This window comes from Streptomyces sp. SudanB52_2052 (genome assembly GCF_964272415.1).
GTDB lineage: Bacteria > Actinomycetota > Actinomycetes > Streptomycetales > Streptomycetaceae > Streptomyces > Streptomyces olindensis.
Genome location: NZ_OZ186796.1, coordinates 8,919,686 through 8,939,807 on the forward strand (window position 1 = coordinate 8,919,686; position 20,122 = coordinate 8,939,807).

The 20,122-nt window shown below is 73.7% G+C and carries 18 protein-coding genes; 10 read left to right on the plus strand and 8 right to left on the minus strand.

The features are described from left to right. Nucleotides 1–184 precede the first annotated feature (184 nt). The 4 genes from ACSUPV_RS40220 to ACSUPV_RS40235 are packed head-to-tail and all read right to left on the minus strand — an operon-like array spanning nt 185 to nt 2,800. Complete coding sequence (locus ACSUPV_RS40220; RefSeq protein ID WP_031116282.1) at nt 185–949, minus strand: metallophosphoesterase family protein; 765 nt, start codon at nt 947–949, stop codon at nt 185–187. Beyond that, a complete protein-coding gene (locus ACSUPV_RS40225; protein ID WP_031116281.1) occupies nt 946–1,233 on the minus strand; it encodes a BON domain-containing protein in 288 nt (95 codons plus the stop codon). Before ACSUPV_RS40225 ends, ACSUPV_RS40220 begins: the two co-directional genes overlap by 4 nt. 11 nt (nt 1,234–1,244) lie before the next feature. After that, a complete protein-coding gene (locus tag ACSUPV_RS40230; protein ID WP_359793377.1) occupies nt 1,245–1,925 on the minus strand; it encodes a nucleotidyltransferase family protein in 681 nt (226 codons plus the stop codon). Then, on the minus strand, nt 1,922–2,800 hold the full coding sequence (locus tag ACSUPV_RS40235) for a hypothetical protein (RefSeq protein WP_436949755.1): 879 nt from the start codon (nt 2,798–2,800) through the stop codon (nt 1,922–1,924). Before ACSUPV_RS40235 ends, ACSUPV_RS40230 begins: the two co-directional genes overlap by 4 nt. A 221-nt stretch (nt 2,801–3,021) precedes the next feature. Between ACSUPV_RS40235 and ACSUPV_RS40240 the strand changes: the two genes are divergently transcribed. The 3 genes from ACSUPV_RS40240 to ACSUPV_RS40250 all read left to right on the plus strand — a co-directional run bounded on the left by ACSUPV_RS40240 (nt 3,022) and on the right by ACSUPV_RS40250 (nt 8,225). Beyond that, on the plus strand, nt 3,022–3,183 hold the full coding sequence (locus tag ACSUPV_RS40240) for a hypothetical protein (RefSeq protein ID WP_382617064.1): 162 nt from the start codon (nt 3,022–3,024) through the stop codon (nt 3,181–3,183). A gap of 121 nt (nt 3,184–3,304) precedes the next feature. After that, entirely contained in the window at nt 3,305–3,877 is a 573-nt protein-coding gene (locus tag ACSUPV_RS40245; protein WP_051649234.1) for a hypothetical protein, read from the plus strand. A 16-nt stretch (nt 3,878–3,893) separates the two neighbouring features. Further along, the gene (locus ACSUPV_RS40250; protein ID WP_436949756.1) at nt 3,894–8,225 is read left to right on the plus strand and encodes a cation-translocating P-type ATPase; all 4,332 of its coding nucleotides are present in this window, start codon (nt 3,894–3,896) and stop codon (nt 8,223–8,225) included. 123 nt (nt 8,226–8,348) lie between these two features. Here ACSUPV_RS40250 and ACSUPV_RS40255 read toward each other — a convergent pair whose 3' ends face one another. Then, nucleotides 8,349–8,798 carry an SRPBCC family protein gene (locus ACSUPV_RS40255; RefSeq protein WP_031116273.1) on the minus strand — a complete coding sequence of 150 codons (450 nt, stop codon included), beginning with the start codon at nt 8,796–8,798 and terminating at the stop codon, nt 8,349–8,351. 159 nt (nt 8,799–8,957) lie between these two features. On the opposite strand from ACSUPV_RS40255, the gene ACSUPV_RS40260 reads away from it, so the two are divergent. The 3 genes from ACSUPV_RS40260 to ACSUPV_RS40270 are packed head-to-tail and all read left to right on the plus strand — an operon-like array spanning nt 8,958 to nt 10,354. Next, a complete protein-coding gene (locus ACSUPV_RS40260) occupies nt 8,958–9,389 on the plus strand; it encodes a phage holin family protein (protein WP_436949991.1) in 432 nt (143 codons plus the stop codon). Beyond that, complete coding sequence (locus tag ACSUPV_RS40265; RefSeq protein WP_436949758.1) at nt 9,386–9,817, plus strand: DUF3618 domain-containing protein; 432 nt, start codon at nt 9,386–9,388, stop codon at nt 9,815–9,817. Before ACSUPV_RS40260 ends, ACSUPV_RS40265 begins: the two co-directional genes overlap by 4 nt. A 42-nt stretch (nt 9,818–9,859) precedes the next feature. Continuing rightward, nucleotides 9,860–10,354 carry a flavodoxin family protein gene (locus ACSUPV_RS40270; protein ID WP_078651026.1) on the plus strand — a complete coding sequence of 165 codons (495 nt, stop codon included), beginning with the start codon at nt 9,860–9,862 and terminating at the stop codon, nt 10,352–10,354. Between the two features lie 3 nt (nt 10,355–10,357). Here ACSUPV_RS40270 and ACSUPV_RS40275 read toward each other — a convergent pair whose 3' ends face one another. Continuing rightward, nucleotides 10,358–11,455, minus strand: a complete 1,098-nt coding sequence (locus tag ACSUPV_RS40275; RefSeq protein WP_436949759.1) for a YihY/virulence factor BrkB family protein — start codon at nt 11,453–11,455, stop codon at nt 10,358–10,360. A gap of 723 nt (nt 11,456–12,178) precedes the next feature. On the opposite strand from ACSUPV_RS40275, the gene ACSUPV_RS40280 reads away from it, so the two are divergent. The 4 genes from ACSUPV_RS40280 to ACSUPV_RS40295 all read left to right on the plus strand — a co-directional run bounded on the left by ACSUPV_RS40280 (nt 12,179) and on the right by ACSUPV_RS40295 (nt 16,808). Beyond that, entirely contained in the window at nt 12,179–12,766 is a 588-nt protein-coding gene (locus ACSUPV_RS40280) for a GNAT family N-acetyltransferase (RefSeq protein ID WP_436949992.1), read from the plus strand. A gap of 209 nt (nt 12,767–12,975) precedes the next feature. Further along, nucleotides 12,976–13,656, plus strand: a complete 681-nt coding sequence (locus ACSUPV_RS40285) for a lytic polysaccharide monooxygenase auxiliary activity family 9 protein (RefSeq protein WP_037767350.1) — start codon at nt 12,976–12,978, stop codon at nt 13,654–13,656. Between the two features lie 253 nt (nt 13,657–13,909). Beyond that, complete coding sequence (locus tag ACSUPV_RS40290; protein ID WP_436949993.1) at nt 13,910–15,880, plus strand: DUF1996 domain-containing protein; 1,971 nt, start codon at nt 13,910–13,912, stop codon at nt 15,878–15,880. 178 nt (nt 15,881–16,058) lie between these two features. After that, on the plus strand, nt 16,059–16,808 hold the full coding sequence (locus ACSUPV_RS40295) for a sulfite exporter TauE/SafE family protein (protein WP_382617153.1): 750 nt from the start codon (nt 16,059–16,061) through the stop codon (nt 16,806–16,808). 9 nt (nt 16,809–16,817) lie between these two features. Here ACSUPV_RS40295 and ACSUPV_RS40300 read toward each other — a convergent pair whose 3' ends face one another. Next, a complete protein-coding gene (locus ACSUPV_RS40300) occupies nt 16,818–19,079 on the minus strand; it encodes an MMPL family transporter (RefSeq protein ID WP_382617079.1) in 2,262 nt (753 codons plus the stop codon). Between the two features lie 59 nt (nt 19,080–19,138). Then, entirely contained in the window at nt 19,139–20,101 is a 963-nt protein-coding gene (locus ACSUPV_RS40305; RefSeq protein WP_382617081.1) for an EamA family transporter, read from the minus strand. Between the last annotated feature and the right edge of the window lie 21 nt (nt 20,102–20,122).

Sequence of the window (20,122 nt, forward strand, 5' to 3'; positions counted from 1 at the left end):
AGCTCGCATGCTAAGCAGACAAAATGCCTGAAACGGGCACGACGTGCGGGGCGTTCACACCAGAGGGGGTACGGGAGCGCGCACGGGTGACGCGGCGCGACGGAAACCGCCGCCGGCGTCAACGCCGGCGGCGGTCGGGGAACGGGTCAGGAACGGGTCGGGAAGGGGCCGGGAAGGGGTCGGTCTACCCGGCTTGTTGTGCTCCGGCGCCGCTCGTGGCGGGCTCCCGGACCGGCAGGTGGTAGACGTGGAAGGCCCGCCCGATCACCGGCTGGGCGACGTTGCGCACCCGCACGCCGCCGCTCGTCATGCCGTGCTCGGTGCCGGCGTGCGCGTGCCCGTGCACCGCCAGGTCGGCGCCGGCCGTGTCGATCGCCTCGGCCAGCAGGTAGCTGCCCAGGAACGGGTAGATCTCCAGCGGCTCGCCCGCCAGCGTGTCCGCCACGGGGGAGTAGTGGGTCAGGGCGATCCGCGCGTCGCAGCCCTCCTCGTCGAGCCGCTCCAGCGCGGTCCGCAGGGCGTCGGCGCTCCGGCGCGAGTGACGGACGAACTCCTTCATGACCGGCTCGCCGAACTCCCCGGCGCAGCGGCCGACGAAGCCGCCGCCGAACCCCTTGGTGCCGGCCACGCCGATCCGCGTCCCCCCGCTCTCCACGACCGTCCCCTGCCCCTCCAGGACATGGGCGCCGGCGTCCCGCAGGATCGCCGAGACCTCGTCCGGCCGGTCGTCGTGGTGGTCGTGGTTGCCCAGGACGGCGACCACGGGGACGCCGAGATCCCGGACCTCCCGGGCCACCACCCGCATCTCCTCGGGCGTGCCGTGCCGGGTGAGGTCCCCGGCCAGCAGCAGGAGGTCGGCGCACTCGGGCAGGGTCTCGAAGGCGGGGCGCAGCACGCCCTGGCTGTCGGGCCCCATGTGGATGTCTCCGACGGCTGCGATGCGGATCATGCGAGCTCCTCCGCGTGGTCGGGGGAGGACGCCTCGGTGACGACGAGGTCGCTGTGCACCGGGACGCCGGCGAACTCCTCCTCGACGGTGCGCAGGATCTCGTCGCGGCAGGGCGTCGAGGGCACGGTGCCGGTGAGCAGCACCGACCGGCCGCGGGTCTCGACCCGGACGCCCAGTTCTCCCAGCTCGCCCGAGGCGAGGCGCTCCTGGAGGTGGGCGATGCGGTAGTCCAGGTTCTCGGCCGGCGGCCCGCCGCCCGTGTCCTGGGAACCGTGGGTGCTCATGAGGTGCTCCTTCAGATGACGTTCAGGCGCTCCAGGAGGAAAAAGAAGGCCGCGGGCATGGGCGCGTCCCCGCACTCGCGCCGCACCCGCTGCCAGTCGACCTTCTCCCGCAGGGCGCGCGCGATGGGCAGGGCCGCCCCGAAGTCGCAGTGGTGTTCGGAGAACGCGGCGATCAGGCTCCACAGCAGGTCGGTCGGGGCCAGTACGGGCATGCGGACCGAGTCGACCGACAGCTCCTCCGCTCGCTCCAGCATGTCCGCGCCGACCGGCCGGTGCGCCAGCTCGAAGATGATGTCGACCGGCTGGCCGAAACACGTGGCCTTGATCAGCCAGTCCTCCGGCGGGGTGTAGACCGTCAGCCCCGCCTCGCGGAGCGTGGCCGCCACCGCGTCCGCGTCCTCGGGCCGGATGGCGAAGTCGACGTCGTGCTGGAGGTTCTTCTCGCCGCCGTGGGCGTACGCGGCCACGCTTCCGGCCAGGGCGAAGAGGTGCCCCTTCCGCTTCAGCAGGGCACCGACCTGCTTGGCCGCCTCCAGGATCGCCTGGTTGCGGTCCAGGGGCAGCTCCTGCGGCGGCTCGTCGGCCTGCGGGTCCTGGGGTGGCGCGGGCTCGGGCGACTCCGGCGCCGCCGGCCGGAGGTCGGGGACACCCGGTCGCCGGACGAGCGTCACGTCATCACCGTTCTGCGTCATGACCACTCCATTCGCCCAACCGGACACCGCGCCGCCGTGCGGTGCCCGGACCCTTGACGGCCTGCGTGCCTGCTCTGAGTACCCGGCGCTCCCACGCCGACACGGAAGGCTTCCGAAGAACGTCGGACCCCGGTCACCGGCCCGGGCCGGTGCTCCACCAGGGCACGTCCCCGGAGGTGTCCCGCAGGGCGTTCGTCGCGCAGTGCACCTCCCCGCCCGCCAGGTGCGACCAGGCGAAGTTCTCCACCCAGTGCACCCGGACCCCGCCGGCGGCCAAGGCCTCCTCGGTGACCTCGCCGGTCCCAGCGCCGCGGGTCACGGACGACGTCCCGCCCCTCCAGGGCCAGTTCGGCACCGGCCCGCAGCTCCCGGGCCGTCAGCGGCCCGCGCAGCACCCGCAGCGCCCCGCCGCGCCGCACGAACAGCCGCACGTACGGCGCCTGCGCCGCCGCCACCTCCACCCGCCCCGAGGCGCCCTCGCCGACCCGGGACGGCGGGATACGCAACGGGGCGAGATCCGCCTCGTCCCGCACCCCGTTGACCCGCTCGTCCGCCCCGTCGTGGCAGGCCGCCAGCCGCTCGTCCACCGCCGGATCGACCCGGTCCAGGTCACCGGGGCGCATCCGGCAGCGCCGCGAGTCGTCGTCGACGTTGGCGAGGAAGACCGCACCGCGCCCCGGCCGCCACGCCTCCTCGCCCGCCTCGTCGGACGTCCCCGCGACGTCCACCCGGCCGTCCTGGTTCACATCGGCGCGCAGATCCGCGACCGGCGCCGGCTCCGGTGCGGCCGCCGCCGCTCCGGAGGCGGCGACCAGCAGCGCCACGGTGGCGGCGGCGGTACGGCGCGGCAGGCGCGCCCTGGGTGTTTCGGGCATGACGAGTCTCCTCGGGCAGTCGAGAGGCCGGTACGGGAGGACGTCCGCCGACCATGCTCGCCCGCCGCCGGGCGCCGCACATCGTGCTGTGCGCCGAGGCGACGACTACATCGATCGACCTACCGGAACACCCGGACCCTCCTCCCGGGTGGCGGCCCCCGCCCGCCCTGGCGACGCTGATACGGCACCCACGCCCGGCCCGCACCTCCCGAGGAGCCCTCATGCACAAGCTGCCGTACGCCCTGCTCACCGCCCTGGACGTCACCGCGAGCCAGTGCATCGCCGGCGGCGGCATGATCATCACCTCCGCCGTGGGCAACGGATCGGAGTCGTACACCAAGCGCTGCAAGGGCGGAATCCACGACGGCCAGACGGTCCTCTGAACCCCCGGCGAACTCGCCCCGGCCGAATCGGACAAGCGCTCGCTTCACCGAAGGCGGAATATGGGGCAAAGAGCTGGGAAACCGGTTGAAGCCGCTGGACAACGCGCTTGTGGAGGTCGCCATGAACCAGGAACCGGCACGTTCGTCTGATCTTCCGCAGCCGTTGCGGGCCGTGGCCTCGGGCCTGAAGCACCTGCCCGGCGCGGAACAGGTCGGCAAGGTCGCCACGGACACCCTGGACCGGATCGGCGCGGTCTCGCCGCGCGGCCGCCGGATGGCCGTCTACGCCGGAGCCGGTGTGCTCGGCGTGGCCGGAGTGGTGGAGTGGCCGGTGGCTCTGACCGGCGCCGCCGTCGCCTGGCTGACCCAGCCGCGGCCCGGACAGCGGCCCGACGGCGGGTCGGCGAACGGCGGGACGCAGACCGGCACGACCGGTGAACGCCGCCCCGCCCAGGACCGGCCGGACGAACAGGACACCTCGTCGTACGGGCCCGGCGACAAGCTCGCCGCGTCCCACTACCGGCACGACCGGCCGGAACACCACGTCCACGAACAACCCGCCAAGGTCGGCGACACCGCCACCGCCTCCGCACTGAAGCAGGTCGCCGAGGCCACCGCGCACCACGGCACCCACGCGGAGACGGAGCCGGAACACGCCCACCGGCACGGACACGACAGCCGCACCACCGGCTGAGTCGGGACACCAGCAGATGCTCACACGCTTCGACGTCGCCCCGCTCGTCGGGGCCGTGGCCGGGGCGGCCGCAGGCGCCGCCCGCAGCACCGCCCAGGGAGTGACGTCCGTCTACGACACCACGCGCCGCGTTCGCAACGTCGCGCGCAACGCCCTCACGGGCGGACAGCACTGGACGGCGGGGCAGCGCCTCCACCTCGCCCTGCGGCGCGCCGACGGCGACGCCGGCGCGCTCGCCCGGAAGGTGGCCGCGGACCTGCTCGACCACCCCGACGTGCTGACCGCGTACTGGGACGGGGGACTCTCCCGCCTGGTGATCACCGTCGTCGAGGACGCCGCCACCGACCGCGTCGCCGAGCGCGCCACCGCGCTCGCCACCCGCCTCGGCCTCACCGAGGGAGCCGACCCGGTCGCCGAGGAGACCACCCACCCCGGCGACCCCCGCGAGGTACGCGTCGCCGCGGGAGCGATCCTGCTCGACGCCGCGGGCGCGGCCGGAGCCCTGGCCGGCCGCTCGCTGCGCCTGCCCCCCACCTCACGCATCGTCACCGCCACCGTCACGCTGCTGCGCGAGAACCCCCGCTTCCGGGCCCTGCTCCGGCAGCGGTTCGGCACGTCCGGCATGGAACTCGTCCTCACCGCCGTTAACGCCGCCACGCACGGCGCGGGCCAGTCACCGCTGGCCCTGGTGCTCGACGGCATGCTGCGCGGCACCCAGCTGACCGAAGCCGTGGCCCGAGCCGCGGCCTTCGAGGCGCTGCACGACGACATCTGCCGCGAGCGGCGCACCAGCGTGCCCTGCCCGCCGGGCACCCGCCCGCCGCTCAAGGTGACACCCGCCCAGGAGTACGCCTCCCACGCCAGCACCGGCAGCCTCGCCGGCGCCGCCGCCACCCTCCTCGTCACCCACAGCGCGCGGGAAGCGGCCGAAGCGGTCCTCGCCGGATCCCCGAAGGCGGCCCGGTACGGACCGGCCGCCTTCAGCGCGACCCTCGGCACGTTCCTCGCCCGGGCCGGCATCCTCGTGCGCAGCGGGGAGCGCCTGCGGCAGCTGGAGATCGCCGACGCCCTCGTCCTGCACGCCGACGCCCTGCGCAGCCTGCGGCAGGGCAGCGACGACTCCGACGGCCTGCCCGACGACCCGGTCCACCCCTTCGCCGAGGCCGTCCTCGACGCCGCCCGCCGGGCGGGCCTGCACGTCGTGATCGCCGGCGGCTCCGACCTCAAGGACATCACCCGGCTCGCCGACGAGGTCGCCCCGAGCGCGAAACCGTTCGCCGACGTCGTACGGGCCCTGCAGGACAGCGGGCACGTGGTGGTCACCGTCGCCCGCCTGGACGAGTCCGGCGACGGGCACGTGGGCGCCGGGCTGCCCGCCGGTGACGTGGCCATCGCCCTCACCGACGGCCGGGCGGCCGTCCCCTGGGGCGCCGACGCGCTGGCACCGGGCGGACTCGCCGACGTCTGGCGGCTGCTCACGGCGATCCCGGCGGCCCGGCGCGTCGGACGCCGCTCCCAGACCCTCGCCCGCGCGGGCGCCGCCCTGGCGGGCCTCCTGGTCGCCCGCGGCGGACAGCCCCCGGGCCGGCACCTCCTGTGGCCCCTCACCCGGCACGCCCCCGTGAACATCGCTGCCGCGAACGCCCTGCTCGCCGGCTGGCTCGCGGCCACCCGGGTGGCCCGGGCCACCCCGCCGCCGCCCCGGCTGCACATCCCCTGGCACGCCCTGGAACCCGACGAGGCCCGTGCCCGGCTGGGACGCACCGGGCCCGACGGAGAACCCCGCGGGCTCGCCCTGCTCGCCGACCGCTCACGCCGGCAGGCCGCCCGCCTGGGCCGCCACCCCGCCGCCGCGCCCGCCCGCTGGACCTGGCAGGCCGCCGGGGCCGTCCGTCGCGAACTCGACGACCCGCTCACCCCTGTCCTCGCCACCGGCGCCGTCGCCTCGGCGCTGCTCGGCTCCCTCGTCGACGCGCTGCTCGTCGTCGGCGCCATGGACCTCAACGCCGTGACGGGCGGGCTCCAGCGGCTGCGCGCCGAACAGGCCCTCGCCCGGCTGGCCGCCCGGCAGCAGCCCAAGGCGCGCAGGCAGGACAGCCGCAAACGCACGGTCACCGTCGACGCCGCCCGGCTGCGGCCCGGCGACGAGATCAGCCTCGACGCCGGCGACGTCGTACCCGCCGACGCCCGGCTGCTGGACGTCGACGGCCTGGAGGTCGACGAGTCCGCGCTCACCGGCGAGTCCCTGCCGGTGACCAAGGCCGTCGAGGCGACGCCCGGCGCACCGGTGGCCCAGCGCGCCTGCATGGTGTTCGAGGGCACCACCGTCGTGGCCGGCCGGGCCACCGCACTCGTCGTCGACACCGGAGACCAGACCGAGGCGGGCCGCGCCGTCACCCTCGCCGCCCGCACCCCGCCGCCCGCCGGCGTCCAGGCCCGGCTGCAGGAACTCACCCGCAAGGCCCTGCCCGTGACCTTCACCGGCGGCGCGGCCGTGACCGGCCTGTCCCTGCTGCGCGGCAGCCCCGTACGGCGCGCCGTCAGCGGCGGTGTCGCGGTCGCCGTCGCGGCCGTCCCCGAGGGACTCCCGCTGGTCGCGACGGTCGCGCAGATGGCGGCCGCCCGCCGGCTGTCCCGGCGCGGCGTCCTGGTCCGCACCCCGCGCACCCTGGAGGCGCTCGGGCGGGTCGACACCGTCTGCTTCGACAAGACCGGCACGCTCACCGAGAACAAACTGCGCCTGGTCCGCGTCGCCACCTCCGACGGCACCGTCCTGGCCACGGACACCGAACAGGCCGAGCCGATCGTGCGCCTGGCCGCGCGCGCCTGCCCGCAGGAGGAGACCGGACAGGGGCGCCGGGTCGCCCACGCCACCGACGAGGCCGTCCTCGACGTCGCCCCGCCCGACCCGGGCTGGACACCCACCGGCGAGCTGCCCTTCGAGACGCGGCGGGGCTACGCCGCGGCGGTCGGCCGCGACGGCGACCCCGACTTCGGTGAACTCCTCGTCGTCAAGGGCGCCCCCGAGACGATCCTGCCCGCCTGCCGGGACCTGCCCGCCCACGCGACCGACACCGCCCACGAACTGGCCGCACAGGGCCTGCGCGTCCTCGCCGTCGCCCGGCGCCCCTGCCGGGCCGACGACGCCGAGACCGAACTCGACGCCCCCCTCGCCGACCTGGAGTTCAGTGGTTTCGTCGCCCTCGCGGACGTGCCCCGCGAGACCTCGCACGCCCTGCTCGTCGAGTTGCGCCGCTCCGGCATCCTGCCCGTCATGCTCACCGGCGACCACCCGGAGACCGCCCGCGCCATCGCCCTGCAACTGGGCTGGCCGGAGGAGACCGAGGTGGTCACCGGTGACGAGCTGGTCGCCATGGAACGCGGCGAACGCGTCCGGGCCCTGCGCGGCGCGGGCGTCGTGGCCCGGGTCGCCCCCGAGCAGAAACTGCATGTCGTGGAGGCCCTGCAACAGGCCGGCCGGGTCGTGGCGATGGCCGGCGACGGCGCCAACGACGCCGCCGCCATCCGCGCCGCCGACGTCGGGGTCGGCATCGAGTCCCGCGGCTCCGCCGCCGCCCGCAACGCCGCCGACCTCGTGCTCACCACCGGTGACCTGTCCGTCCTGGTCGACGCGGTCGTCGAGGGACGCGCCCTGTGGCGCAGCGTCGCCGACGCGGTGAGCATCCTCATCGGCGGCAACGCCGGCGAGGTCGGCTTCAGCGTCCTCGGCACCCTGCTGGCCGGCGCCTCGCCCCTGTCGACCCGTCAGCTGTTGCTGGTCAACCTGCTCACCGACATGTTCCCGGCGATGGCGGTGGCCGTCACACCCAGCGACGACCCCTCGACGGCGGAGCACGCCGCGACCGGCCCGATGGGCCTGAACGTCCTCGGCGCGCCTCTGCTGCGCTCCATCCGCCGCCGCGGGATCACCACCTGCCTCGGCGCGGTCACGGCGTACCTCATCGGCCGCCTCACCCCCGGCACCGAACGCCGCTCCACCACCATGGCCCTGTGCGGTGTGGTCGGCGCCCAGCTGGTGCAGACGCTCTCCGGTCGGCGCCACAGCCCACTGGTGTGGGTCACGGCCCTCGGCTCGGCCGCCGTCCTGGCCGCGCTCGTCCAGACCCCCGGCGTGAGCCACTTCTTCGGCTGCACCCCGCTCGGCCCCGTGGCCTGGGCCGGAGTCGCGGCGGCCATCGCCCTGTCGGCCCTGGCACCCCGCCTGGAACGCCTCCAGGCCGTCCACAGCCTCTACGACGGCGCCGCCCGGCTCGCCCTGCACCTGCACGAACTGGTCCGGCAGGCCCGGCACCTGCTGCGCAGCGGCGTCGCCGCGCCCGTGGCCTGACGCACCGGTACGGAGGCACCGGCACGGAGGCACCGGCACGGAGGCACGGCACAACAACAGAGGCACAGCGCAACGGAAGGCCGCCACCACTGCACGTGGTGGCGGCCTTCCGTCGCCGTACGGTCAGACCTCGCCGCGCCAGGCCCCCGTCTCCGTGCCCCGGGCCTCCATGTACTCCTTGAAGCGCCGCAGATCACCGGAGACCTGCCGCTTCACGAACCCGAGCTTGTCGCCCACGGTCTCGGCCACGCCACTGGGGTCGAAGTCCATCTGCAGCATGACCTTGGTCGTGTCGTCGTGGATGCGGTGGAAGGTCACCACACCGGCCTGCCGGGCCTCGCCACCCACGGTGGTCCAGGCGACGCGCTCGTCGGGGATCTGCTCGGTGATCTCCGCGTCGAACTCCCGCTCCTGGCCGCCGACCTTCGTCACCCAGTGCGTCAGCGTGTCGGTGCGCTGCTCGATGCGCTCGACGCCGTCCATGAACCGGGGAAAGGTCTCGAACTGGGTCCACTGGTTGTAGGCGGTGTGCACCGGCACGCGGACCTCGATGGATTCCTCTACCTGTGACAAGGCGGTACCTCCCTTTCTCGTAGGTGGGCGACGGACGGGTACCAGGTCTCGCGCCGGCCACGCATGGTCACCACGACTTGTCCGACCAGGTGTCCTTTCCGCCCGCACGGGGGTACCCGGCCCGCACCGACGGACCGGGAGGTGATCGTCATGGCGGACATGGACCGCGCGTCCGCTGCCGCTCGCCCGGGGACCGCGCCGACGGGCGGCGACGAACCCGTGAGCGAGCTGGTGCAGCGAGCCACCGAACAGCTCTCCGACCTGGTACGGGGCGAAATGCGCCTCGCCCGGGCGGAGATGACCGAGAAGGGCAAGCGCTTCGGCAAGGGCGGCGGCCTGTTCGGCGGAGCCGGGGTGCTGGGCTTCGTCACGCTCCAGGCCCTCGCGGCCACGGCGATCGCGGCCCTGGCCGTACCGCTGCCGGTGTGGGCGGCGGCGCTGATCGTCACGGGCGTCCTCGCCGTCGCCACGGGCCTGACGGCGCTGGCCGGCCGCAAGCAGGTGCGCAGCGCCACCCCACCCGCCCCGCAGCGGACCATCGACAGCGTGAAGGCCGATGCGGCCGAGATCAAGGAGAGTGCTCAACGATGACCCAGCCCCCGCACGACGAGCCCACGGCCCGCAGCCAGGACGAGCTGCGCGAACAGGTCGAGCGCACCCGCCACGAACTGGGGGACACCGTCCAGCAGCTGGCGGACCGGGCCGACGTGAAGACCCGCGCCCGCGAGAAGGCGCTGGCGGTCAGGGAACAGGCCGAGACCAGGGTCCACGCCTTGCGCGGCCAGGCCGAGACCAAGGTCCACGCCTTGCGCGGCCAGGCCCGGACCAAGGCCGCGCACGTCGCCCACACCGTCGAGGAGAAGCTGCCCGAACCGGTGAGGCAGAAGGCCGCACAGGCCGAGCAGGCCTGGCAGGACAAGGCCCCGCAGCCGGTGCGCGACCACCGGACCGCCCTGCTGGCGGGCGCCGGAGCCGTGCTCGTGGCCTGGCTGCTCATCCGCCGTCGCAGCCACAGCTGAGCGGCACCGGCCCGGTCACCCGAGCGACACCGGCCCCCGTCGCTGCTTGCGGCGACGGGGGCCCAGGCGGCAAGGTCGGGTGCCGTGGCCACCTTGCTGATCGTCCATCACACGCCCTCGCCCAACTGCCAGGCGCTGTTCGAAGCCGTCGTCTCCGGGGCCACGGACCCCGAGATCGAGAACGTGCGCGTGGTGCGCCTGCCCGCGCTGTCCGCCACCGCCTCCGACGTGCTCGCCGCCGACGGCTACCTCCTCGGCACCCCCGCGAACCTGGGCTACATGTCGGGCGCCCTGAAGCACTTCTTCGACCAGGTCTACTACCCGTGCCTGGACGCGACCCGCGGCCGGCCCTTCGGCTACTGGGTGCACGGCGGCAACGACGTCACCGGAGCGGTCCGGGGCGTCGAGGCGATCACGACGGGCCTCGGCTGGCGCCGTGCCGCCGAGGCCGTGACCGTGACCGGCGAGCCGGGCAAGGGCGACGTCGAGCGGTGCTGGGAACTGGGCGCGACGGTCGCCGCCGGGCTCATGGGCTGAGCCTCAGGTCTCCTCCAGCCGACGCCGGTCCTGCTCGTCCCAGGTCCGGGTGTCGCGCGGCTGGGTGTACGGCTCGGCCTCCGGCGGATGACCACCGGCGATGGCCCGCTGCCGCACCGTCTCCGCGTCGAACTCCAGCCCCAGCAGGATCGCCAGGTTGGTGATCCACAGCCAGATCAGGAACACGATGACCCCGGCCATCGTCCCGTAGGTCTTGTTGTACGAGGCGAAGTTCGCCACGTAGACCGCGAAACCGGCGGAGGCGATCAGCCAGATCAGCAGGGCCAGCGCACTGCCCGGGGTGATCCAGCGGAACCCCTTCACCTTGGCGTTCGGGGTCGCCCAGTACAGGAGCGCGATCATGACCGTGACCAGCACGACCAGGACGGGCCATTTCGCGATCGACCACACCGTCAGCGCCGTGTCACCGAGCCCGAGCGCCGTTCCCAGCCGCTGGGCCAGCGGGCCCGTGAAGACCACGATCAGCGCGCTGATCACGGCCAGCACCATCAGCGCGACCGTCACGCCCACCCGCACCGGCAGCAGCTTCCACACCGGTCGGCCCTCGGGCATGTCGTAGACCGCGTTGGCGGAGCGGATGAACGCCGCCACGTAGCCGGAGGCCGACCACACCGCCAGGACCAGGCCGACGATCGCCATCAGCGAGCCGATACCGGCGTTGCCCTGCAACTGCTCGACGGCCCGGGTGATGATGTCGCGGACCGGGCCGGGGGCCAGTTGCTGGACGTTGTCGAGCACCTTGTCCGTGGTCGACCGGCCGGTGAGGCCCAGCAGCGACACGAGCGCCAGCAGCGCCGGGAACAGCGCCAGTACCCCGTAGTAGGTCAGCGCCGCCGCCCGGTCGGTCAGCTCGTCGTCCTTGAACTCCCGTAGGCTCCCCTTCAGCACCGCGCCCCAGGACTTCCGGGGCAGATCGCTCGGCGTGTCCGGCGCCGCGCGCTCCACCTCGGGGCCCGGCCCGGGCTCGGCCGGAGCCGGGGGAGGGGGAGGAGCGGAGGAACCTCGAGGCGGCGCGGAGGCCTGGGGCGGAGCGTCGTCCGCGTGGTGTTCTTTTCGTCCCGGAATATGCAGCTTCACCATGTGAGCCGGGTAACCCCTGACCGTGGCCTTAAGCCGCGCTCGACGGGGGAGTCGCCGAGGCTCACTGCCGCAGGGCGAGTCCCCGTTGCCGCAGCGCCTCCGACAGCACCCGCACGGCCTTCGGCCCGGCCCCGTGCAGGGCGAGGAGTTCCCCCGCGGAGCGCTCCGGCCACCTGCTCCAGCGTGGTCAGGTCCGCGCCGAAGAGGGCCCGGGTGGCGGGCCTCCCGATCCCGGCGGGCAGGTCGCCGCCGGCCCGGTCGGCCGCCGCCTCCGCCGCGGCGAGGGACGCGGCGAGCCGCTGCGGGGCACGACTGAGCCAGGACGCCCGCACCAAGGCGTTCAGGCTCTTGCCGTCCACGTCCGCGAGCGGCACGCGGAACGCGACCGGCGTCCCCCTCAGCAGCAGATGCTCACCGGTGGTATGAGCGGTCCTGGCCGTGGTGCGCGGTGCGGACGCAGATGTCGTCGAGGGCCGGCCGGTCCTCGGGCCGGTAGCGGCGGATGGCGGTGGGCTTGGTCATGGCGGCATCGTGCCCGCAGTGGGAGCGCTCCCTCAACTTCGCTCCGCGGTGCGGCCGTTGTGCGAGACTCCGACCCTGACCACCGTGCAGCAGCTGCGCGAGGCCGCGCTCGCCCTGCCGGAGACCGAGGAGGGCACGCGCTCCGGGGCGGCGTCGCTCTGCGTGCGGGGCAAGGGCGTCGCCTCGCTGACCGAGGACGGACTGGTGCGGCTGCACCTTCCCCCCGGAGGAGACGGAGGCAGCGCTCGCAGCCGCCCCCACTTCGCGGACCCGGGCATCTTCCCGGTGACCTTCGCGGCCCCGTACGTCCACCTGGAGCCGGATCTGGCCTTCGTGCTGGACGACGGCGAGGGGCGGGCGGTCGGCTACATCCTCGGGGCGGCCGACACCCCGCGCTTCGCCGAGGCCTTCCGCACGACGTGGCTCCCCCTGGTCGCCGACCGCTACCCGGAACCGCCCCCGCCGCCGCGGACCCCGGACGAGGAGATGGCACACCTGCTGCACCACCCCGAGCGGATGGTGGTCCCCGCAGTGGCCGCCTACCCCGCCCATCTGCACATCGATCTGCTCCCCGCCCTGCAGGGCCGCGGCTGGGGGCGCCGCCTGATGCGGACGTTCCTCGCGGCCCTCCAGGACAAGGGCGTACCGGCCGTCCACCTGGCGATGGCGACCGCCAACACGCGGGCCAGGGCCTTCTACGACCGCATGGGCTTCCACGAGATCGACGTCCCCGGGGACGGGTCGGTCACCTACCTGGGGCGCACCACGAAGGAACTGGACCGGCTCTGACGGGGCACCGACCGTCGACCTCTGACGGGGCACCGCCCGTCGAACGGATCGAACGCGCCACGCGGTACGGAAGTGGCGCGATCGCGCGTTGCCGACCCGCGCCAACGGGCGCAGCCTGTGCCCTGCGGGAGCGCTCCCACGCGCTCCGGCACCCCCCACACGAGGCACATCCACGGCACGACAACCCCCACATCCGGAAGAAGGAGATCATGAATTGTCATGGTCATGCTTTTGAGAGGCGCGGTGTCAGGTCTCGTCTGACGCTCGCCCTGAGCGTGCTGGTCGCCGCTCTGCTCAGCCTGATCCCGTGGAGCGGCACCGCCGTCGCCCACGGCTCGGTCGTCGACCCGGCCTCGCGCAACTACGGCTGCTGGCTGCGCTGGGGGAACGACTTCCAGAACCCCGCGATGGCCCAGCAGGACCCCATGTGCTGGCAGGCCTGGCAGGACAACCCCAACGCCATGTGGAACTGGAACGGCCTCTACCGCGACGGTTCCGGCGGCAACTTCCAGGCCGTCGTCCCCAACGGCCAGCTGTGCAGCGGCGGGCGGACCGAGGGCGGCCGGTACAACTCCCTGGACGCGGTCGGCGCGTGGAAGACGACGGACATCAGCGGCAACTTCACCGTGAAGCTGTACGACCAGGCCAGTCACGGCGCCGACTACTTCCTCGTCTACGTCACGCGGCAGGGCTTCGACCCCACCACCCAGCCGCTGACCTGGAACGACCTCCGGCTCGTCGCCCGCACCGGCACGTACGCGCCCAGCCAGAACTACTCGATCCCGGTGAGCACGTCCGGACTGAGCGGCCGGCACGTGGTCTACACGATCTGGCAGGCGTCGCACATGGACCAGACCTACTTCCTGTGCAGTGACGTGAACTTCCGCTGACCTGCCGTTTCCCCGCCGGTCCCACGGGTCGGCGGGGCCCGGCCCGTCGGTGCTTCCTGAGAGTTCTCCAAGAATCTCCGGGGCGATTGAACACGCCGGTGCTCCCGTACGTACGGGACGGGGGGATTTTCATGCCCGGCACGCCACGAAGCGCAGGAGAGCACCCTTGGGACGCAACACGCGAAGACGCCCTACCGGCCCACGACGCGCGACCTTCGCCGCGGTCGCGCTGATGCTGGGCGGAGGCGGCCTGATGGCGGCGAACGTCTACGCCTCGGCCACGGACGGAGGTTCGGGCGGTGGGTCCGCCCAGCCGCGGTCCGGCACGGGGGTGCGGACCGCGGGCGCGACGATCGACTGCCCGGACGTCGGCAGCCGGCTCACCTCGGTCCCCGAACGGGCGAGACCGGAGGTCGACAGGGAACTCGCCCGCCTGGACGAGCAGATCGCCCAGGCCTACCAGCGGCTGAGCACGTCGGCCCCGCAGATACGGCAGGACTCCGGCTTCGCCGACAGCGCCATCATGAACCCGCTGAAGGACAAGCGGGCCGCCACCATCGAGCGCATCGCGATCGCCATCGACCGCGTGGCGGACCGCCCGGAAGGGCTCGCGCCCCTCGCGGCCTGCACCGTACGGGACTCCGGCAACCAGGCCCCCGCGCCGACCGCGAGCCAGGGCGGTGGCGAGCAGCCCGGCCAGGGCGAGGGCGGCCAGGACCAGGGGAACGGCCAGGGGCAGGGCGGCAACGGCGGACAGGCGGGCAACGGCCCGGTCGCCGCCGACTTCGCGGACATCAGAAGCGTCCGGCCCGACGCCGGCACTCCCCGGCAGCGGGGCGGCGCCTCCCGCGGCTCCTTCGCCACCGACTGCGGCGTCAACGCGAACGGCCTGTTCAACTCCGACAACATCATCGCCGCGCCGGGCGTCACCAACGGCGCCCACCACTTCCACGACTACGTCGGCAACCAGGCCAACAACGCCTTCGCGAGCGACCAGGACCTCGCGAACGCCGAGACCAGCTGCGCCGACCCGGGCGACAAGTCCTCCTACTACTGGCCCGTGCTGCGCCTGCAGAACGGCACCCAGGAGCAGGACGCCACATCGCCCGGCGGCGGCATCGAGGGCAACGCGGGCGAGATCGTCACGCCGAAGCAGGTCACGCTGACGTTCGTCGGCAACCCGCGCGACAAGGTGACCGCCATGCCGCGGCTGCTGCGCATCATCACCGGCGACGCCAAGTCGTTCGTCAACGGCCCCGCCAACGCCAACGCGTCCTGGAGCTGCACCGGCTTCGAGGACCGGCAGCTGAAGGACAAGTACCCACTGTGCCCGCGCGGCAGCGACGTGGTGCGCACCTTCACGTTCCAGAGCTGCTGGGACGGCCGCAACATCGACAGCGCCAACCACCGCACCCACGTGGCCTTCGCGAACGCCACCGGCACCTGCCCGTCCGGCTTCCGTCCCATCCCGCAGCTGGTCCAGCGCATCGTCTACGACGTCGACGCGCCGAGCCTGGACGACGGCGGCCGTACGACTCCGCTGTTCGCGGTGGACTCCTTCCCCGAGCAGCTGCACAAGCCGGTCACGGACCACGGCGACTTCATCAACGTCTTCGACGAGGACCTGATGCGGGAGATGGTCGACTGCATCAACGAGGGCCGCAGGTGCGGCGCCGGGGCGGGCGCCGGGCCGGGAGGGGAGCAGCCGGGAGCGGGGGAGGAGCCCCAGGAGCAGCCGACCGGCAACCCGGACGCCCCGCAGGAGCAGCCCACGCGTACTCCCGACGCGCCGAGGGACGGCAACGCCGGCGGCAAGCCGGGTGACGCGGGCGCGGGCGGCGGCAAGGGCGAGGCGTCCAAGCCGCCGGTGACCGGCAGGCCGGCGCCCGAACCGGAGCCCGGCGACGACGCCACCACCGCCCCCGGCACCGGTGAACCCGAGGTGTACGCGACGCCCTCCGCCGAGCGCGGTACGGCGAACGCCGGTGAGCGGGGCGGCGCGGACGGCGACGCCGGTGAGGACACGGACGGCCTCGGCGGGTCCCAGGCGGTCGGAACCGCGACCAGCGCCGCACCGACCCCCTCCGACCCGTCGCGGACGGAACCGCAGGCCGTCGGCGAAGGCGGCCTGGCCGACACCGGTGCCCAGCTCTGGCCGGCCGCCGCAGGCGCCGTCCTGGTGGCAGCGGGCTTCCTCGTTCTCCGCCGGGCCAGGCGCGGCTGAGCCCACCCGACGCGCACGCGTCCAGGGAACGGCGGCGGGATCCTGGCCGGATCCCGCCGCCGTTCCGCGCGCACGACGACCCTTCGGCCCACGCCGAAGTGCCCACCGCCTAACGTGATCCCATGCATCACACACGGAACGGCGTACGCGGTGGAGCGGTGGCGTGACGCCCGGGGAGATGGTGGCCGTGTTCGCCGCCGGCACGGGTGCGGGGGCCGTCAACGCCGTCGTCGGCTCGGGAACACTGATCACCTTCCCGGTACTGCTCGCCACCGGGATGCCCCCGGTCACCGCCACGGTGTCCAACGGGCTCGGCCTGGTCCCCGGCTCGATCAGCGCGGCCATCGGCTACCGCGAGGAACTCCGCGGCCAGGGCCGGCGCGTCCTGCTGCTCGGCATCGGCGCCGTCCTGGGCGGTCTCGCGGGTGCCGTGCTGCTGCTGACCCTGCCCGCGGCGGCCTTCGAGCGGATCGTGCCCGCCCTGGTCGGCCTCGCCCTCGTCCTCGTCGCCTGCCAGCCCCTGATCGCCAGGCGCGTGCGCCGCCGTCGCGAGGAGGGCAGCCCCGCCCGCCGGGACGGTGGCCCGCTGCTGTTCTCCGGCCTGACGCTGGCCAGCGTCTACGGCGGCTACTTCTCCGCCGCGCAGGGCATCATCTACGTCTCCCTCATGGGCATGCTGCTCGACGAGACGCTCCAGCGGCTCAACGCCGTCAAGAACGTGCTGTCCGCCGTCGTCAACACCGTCGCCGCCGTGCTCTTCCTCTTCTTCGCCGACTTCGACTGGACCGCCGTCCTGCTCATCGCCACCGGATCCGCGCTGGGCGGACTGGCCGGCGCCAGAACCGGCCGCCGCTTCAGCCCCGCCGTCCTGCGCACCCTCATCGTGTCGGTCGGCACCGTCGCCCTCGTCCACCTGGTGCTCCACTGAGCCCCTCTGTCACGGGGCCGTCCGGCTCCCCGCCCGCTCCGTCGCGCCCTCGGCGTCGATGCGGGGCAGCACCCGGTCCAGCCACCTCGGCGTCCACCAGGCATGCTGTCCGAGCAGCGTCAGCACGGCCGGCACCATGAGCAGGCGCACCACCGTGGCGTCGATGAGCACGCTGACGGCCAGGCCCAGCCCGAGCATCTTCACCACGATGTTGTCGCTGACGATGAACGCCGCGAACACGCTCATCATGATCAGCGCGGCGCAGGTGATGACCCGCGCCGTGATCTCCAGGGCGTGCGCGACCGAGGCCTTGGCGTCCCCGGTGCGCCGCCACGCCTCGTGGACGCGGGACAGCAGGAAGATCTCGTAGTCCATGCTGAGCCCGAAGATGATGGCGAACATCATCATCGGCACGTAGCTCTCGATGGGCACCGTTCCGTTCACCCCGAGCGCGGGACCGCCCCACCCCCACTGGAACACGGCGACGACCACGCCGTACGAGGCCGTGATGGACAGGACGTTGAGAACGGCGGCCTTGACGGCGACGAGCAGTCCGCGGAACACGGCCAGGATGATCAGGAACGCCAGGGCGACGACCACGGCGATGATCACGGGCAGCCGGGACGCGACGATGTCGCGGAAGTCGACCTGCGCCGCCGTCGTCCCGGTGACGTACCCCTCGGCGTCCGTCCCCCGGACCGCGTCGGGCAGCGTGTCGTCGACCAGACGGTTGGTCAGGTCCGTGGTGGTGCCGCTCTGTGGGGACTGCTCCGAGTAGACCGTGCCGATCAGGACGTCACCGTCCTGGGTGGACGTCAGGGGCGTGACGACGGCGGCGCCCTCGACGCCGTCGAGGGTCTGCTGGGCCTTCGAGGCGAGGCCGGAGCGCTGCGCGTCCGGTACGTCCGACTGGTCGATGACGACGGTGAGCGGCCCGTTGGACCCGGGCCCGAACGCGTCGGTCATCAGGTCGTAGGCCCGCCGGTCCGTGAAGGACTTCGGATCGGCACCGTCACCGATGTGACCGAGCCGGATCGACAGCACCGGGATCGCGAGCACCACGATCACGGCGACACCGGCCGTCAGGAACCACAGCGGCCCGTGCTCCACCCGTTGCGCGTACCGGTGCCAGGTGCCCTGCGGTGTCCCTCCCGACTCGGCGTCGGTCTCGGCCACGGGGCGGCGCACCGTGTAGCGGTCGATGTGCCGCCCGAGGAGACCGAGCAGCGCCGGCACCAGGGTGAGCGCGCCGACGACGGCCGAGACGACGGTGACCGCGGCGGCGAGGCCGAGCAGGCCGATGAAGGCGACCCCGGACGCGGACAGGCCCGCCAGGGCGATGATCACCGTGCAGCCGGAGACGAGGACGGCGTGGCCGCTGGTGCTCGCGGCCTGTCCGGCGGCCCGGACCGGATCGGCCCCGTCGACAAGGTTCTGCCGGTGGCGCGTGATCAGGAACAGGGCGTAGTCGATGCCGACGCCGAGACCGATCATCGTCGCCAGGGTCGGCGAGACCGTCGCGAAGGTGAACGCGACCGCCAGCAGCCCGAGGATGGCCAGACCGCCGACGACGCTGATCAGCGCGGTCAGCAGCGGGACGCCGGCGGCGATGACGCTCCCGAACCCGACGAGCAGGACGACGACGGCCACGCCGAAGCCGATCAGCTCGCTCACCCGGTCGTCGGCCTCCGGCCGGGCGAGCTCGCCGAGCGGCCCCCCGTACTCGACCTCCGCCCCGGCCGAGCGCAGCGGCTGCACGGCGTCGTCGACCCCGCCCAGGTATCCGCCGCCGAGCGTCGAGGGCTGCACGTCGAAGCGGACCGTGATGTACGCCGTCTTCCGGTCGTCGGACAACGGCCCGACGTTCTGCTGCGACTGACCCGACGTCGAACCCTGCGCGGTCAGCGGGTTCTGGGCCGACAGGACGTGCGGGAGCTTCTCCAGGTCGGCGACCGCGGTGGACATCTGGGAGCCAAGTGCGGTCAGTTCCTGGCCGTCGTCGTGCAGCACGATCTGGCTGCTGTAGCCGCCGGCCTGCGGGTCGTGCTCCTTCAGTACGTCCAGGCCCTTCTGGGACTGCGCCTGCGGCAGGGAGAAATTGTCGGAGTACGACCCGCCGTAGACGTGGTTGACCACCTGGAGGGCCACCAGCGCCACGAGCCAGGCTCCGATGACGATGCCGAAGTGACGCGCGCACCACTCGCCCAGCCGCCGCAGCACGCCCCCGCGCGCTGCCGTGTCGATCTCTTCACCGGTGCGGGTGTGCGGCATGGACGTCGTCTCCTGGGTCGGCCGGGACGCTGTGTGCCGTCCATTAGACGCACGCGGGATCAGTCGGGCATTCCAGGCACGCGGTTCTCATGCCCCAGCGGGCGGCCGTTCCCTCTAAAGGCCCGACCCGGTGCACGGCGTGCACGTCCGGCCCGCCTCAGCGCTCCGGACCCCAGCGCCACTCCGAGCCCCACGAGCGCGCTGCCCGTCGCCTGCGCGAGGCCGTAGGAGCCCGTGCCGACGAGCGGTGCGGTGCACGCCGCGGCCACCGGGATGAGGCCGGAGAAGAGGGTGGCGCGTTCCGCGCCGATCCGCTGCAGGCCCATGTACCAGCACACGAAGCCGACCACGGTGACCACCACCGCCTGCCACAGCAGCGCGGCCGTCTCGACGGCGTCCGGGCGCCGCAGCCACCCGCCCCCGTCGACCAGTAGCCCCACCGCCGCCGACTCCAGCGCGGCGACCGCGCACACCGTGGCCGACAGCAGCCTGGGCCCGAGCGGCCGCAGCACGGGCACGGCGAGCACGGCGAACCCGACCTCTCCCGCGAGTGCGCACACGGAGAAGGCGAGGCCCGCGCCGTCCGTACGCCCCCAGCCCTGCACGGCGAAGGCGCCGACGGCCACGAGCAACGCCCCGTGCAGGACCGCCCGTTGGGGCCGGCGCCCGTCCAGCAGCGGTACGAGCACGGCGACGACCACCGGGGCACAGCCCACGAACACGCCGGGAACGGCCGGTTCCGCCGTGCGCTCCGCGGCGATGACGGCCAGGTTGAAGCCGACCATGCCGACCGCCGCGAGCAGGCAGAGCCGGACCCACTGGCGGGGCGCGAGCGCCCGCAGCCGGGCGGTCGCGCCCTTTCCGGCGAGCGGGAGGAGCAGCAGGCAGGCCAGCCCGTAGCGCAGGAACTGGCCACCCGCGTACGGGTACTCGCCGAGGAGGCTGTTGGCGGTGAAGGACCCTCCGACGAGGACGCAGGCGAGCGCGGCGAGCAGGGTGCCGCGCGAGGTGGTGGCGTTCATACGGGCGACGCTAGGCAGCCG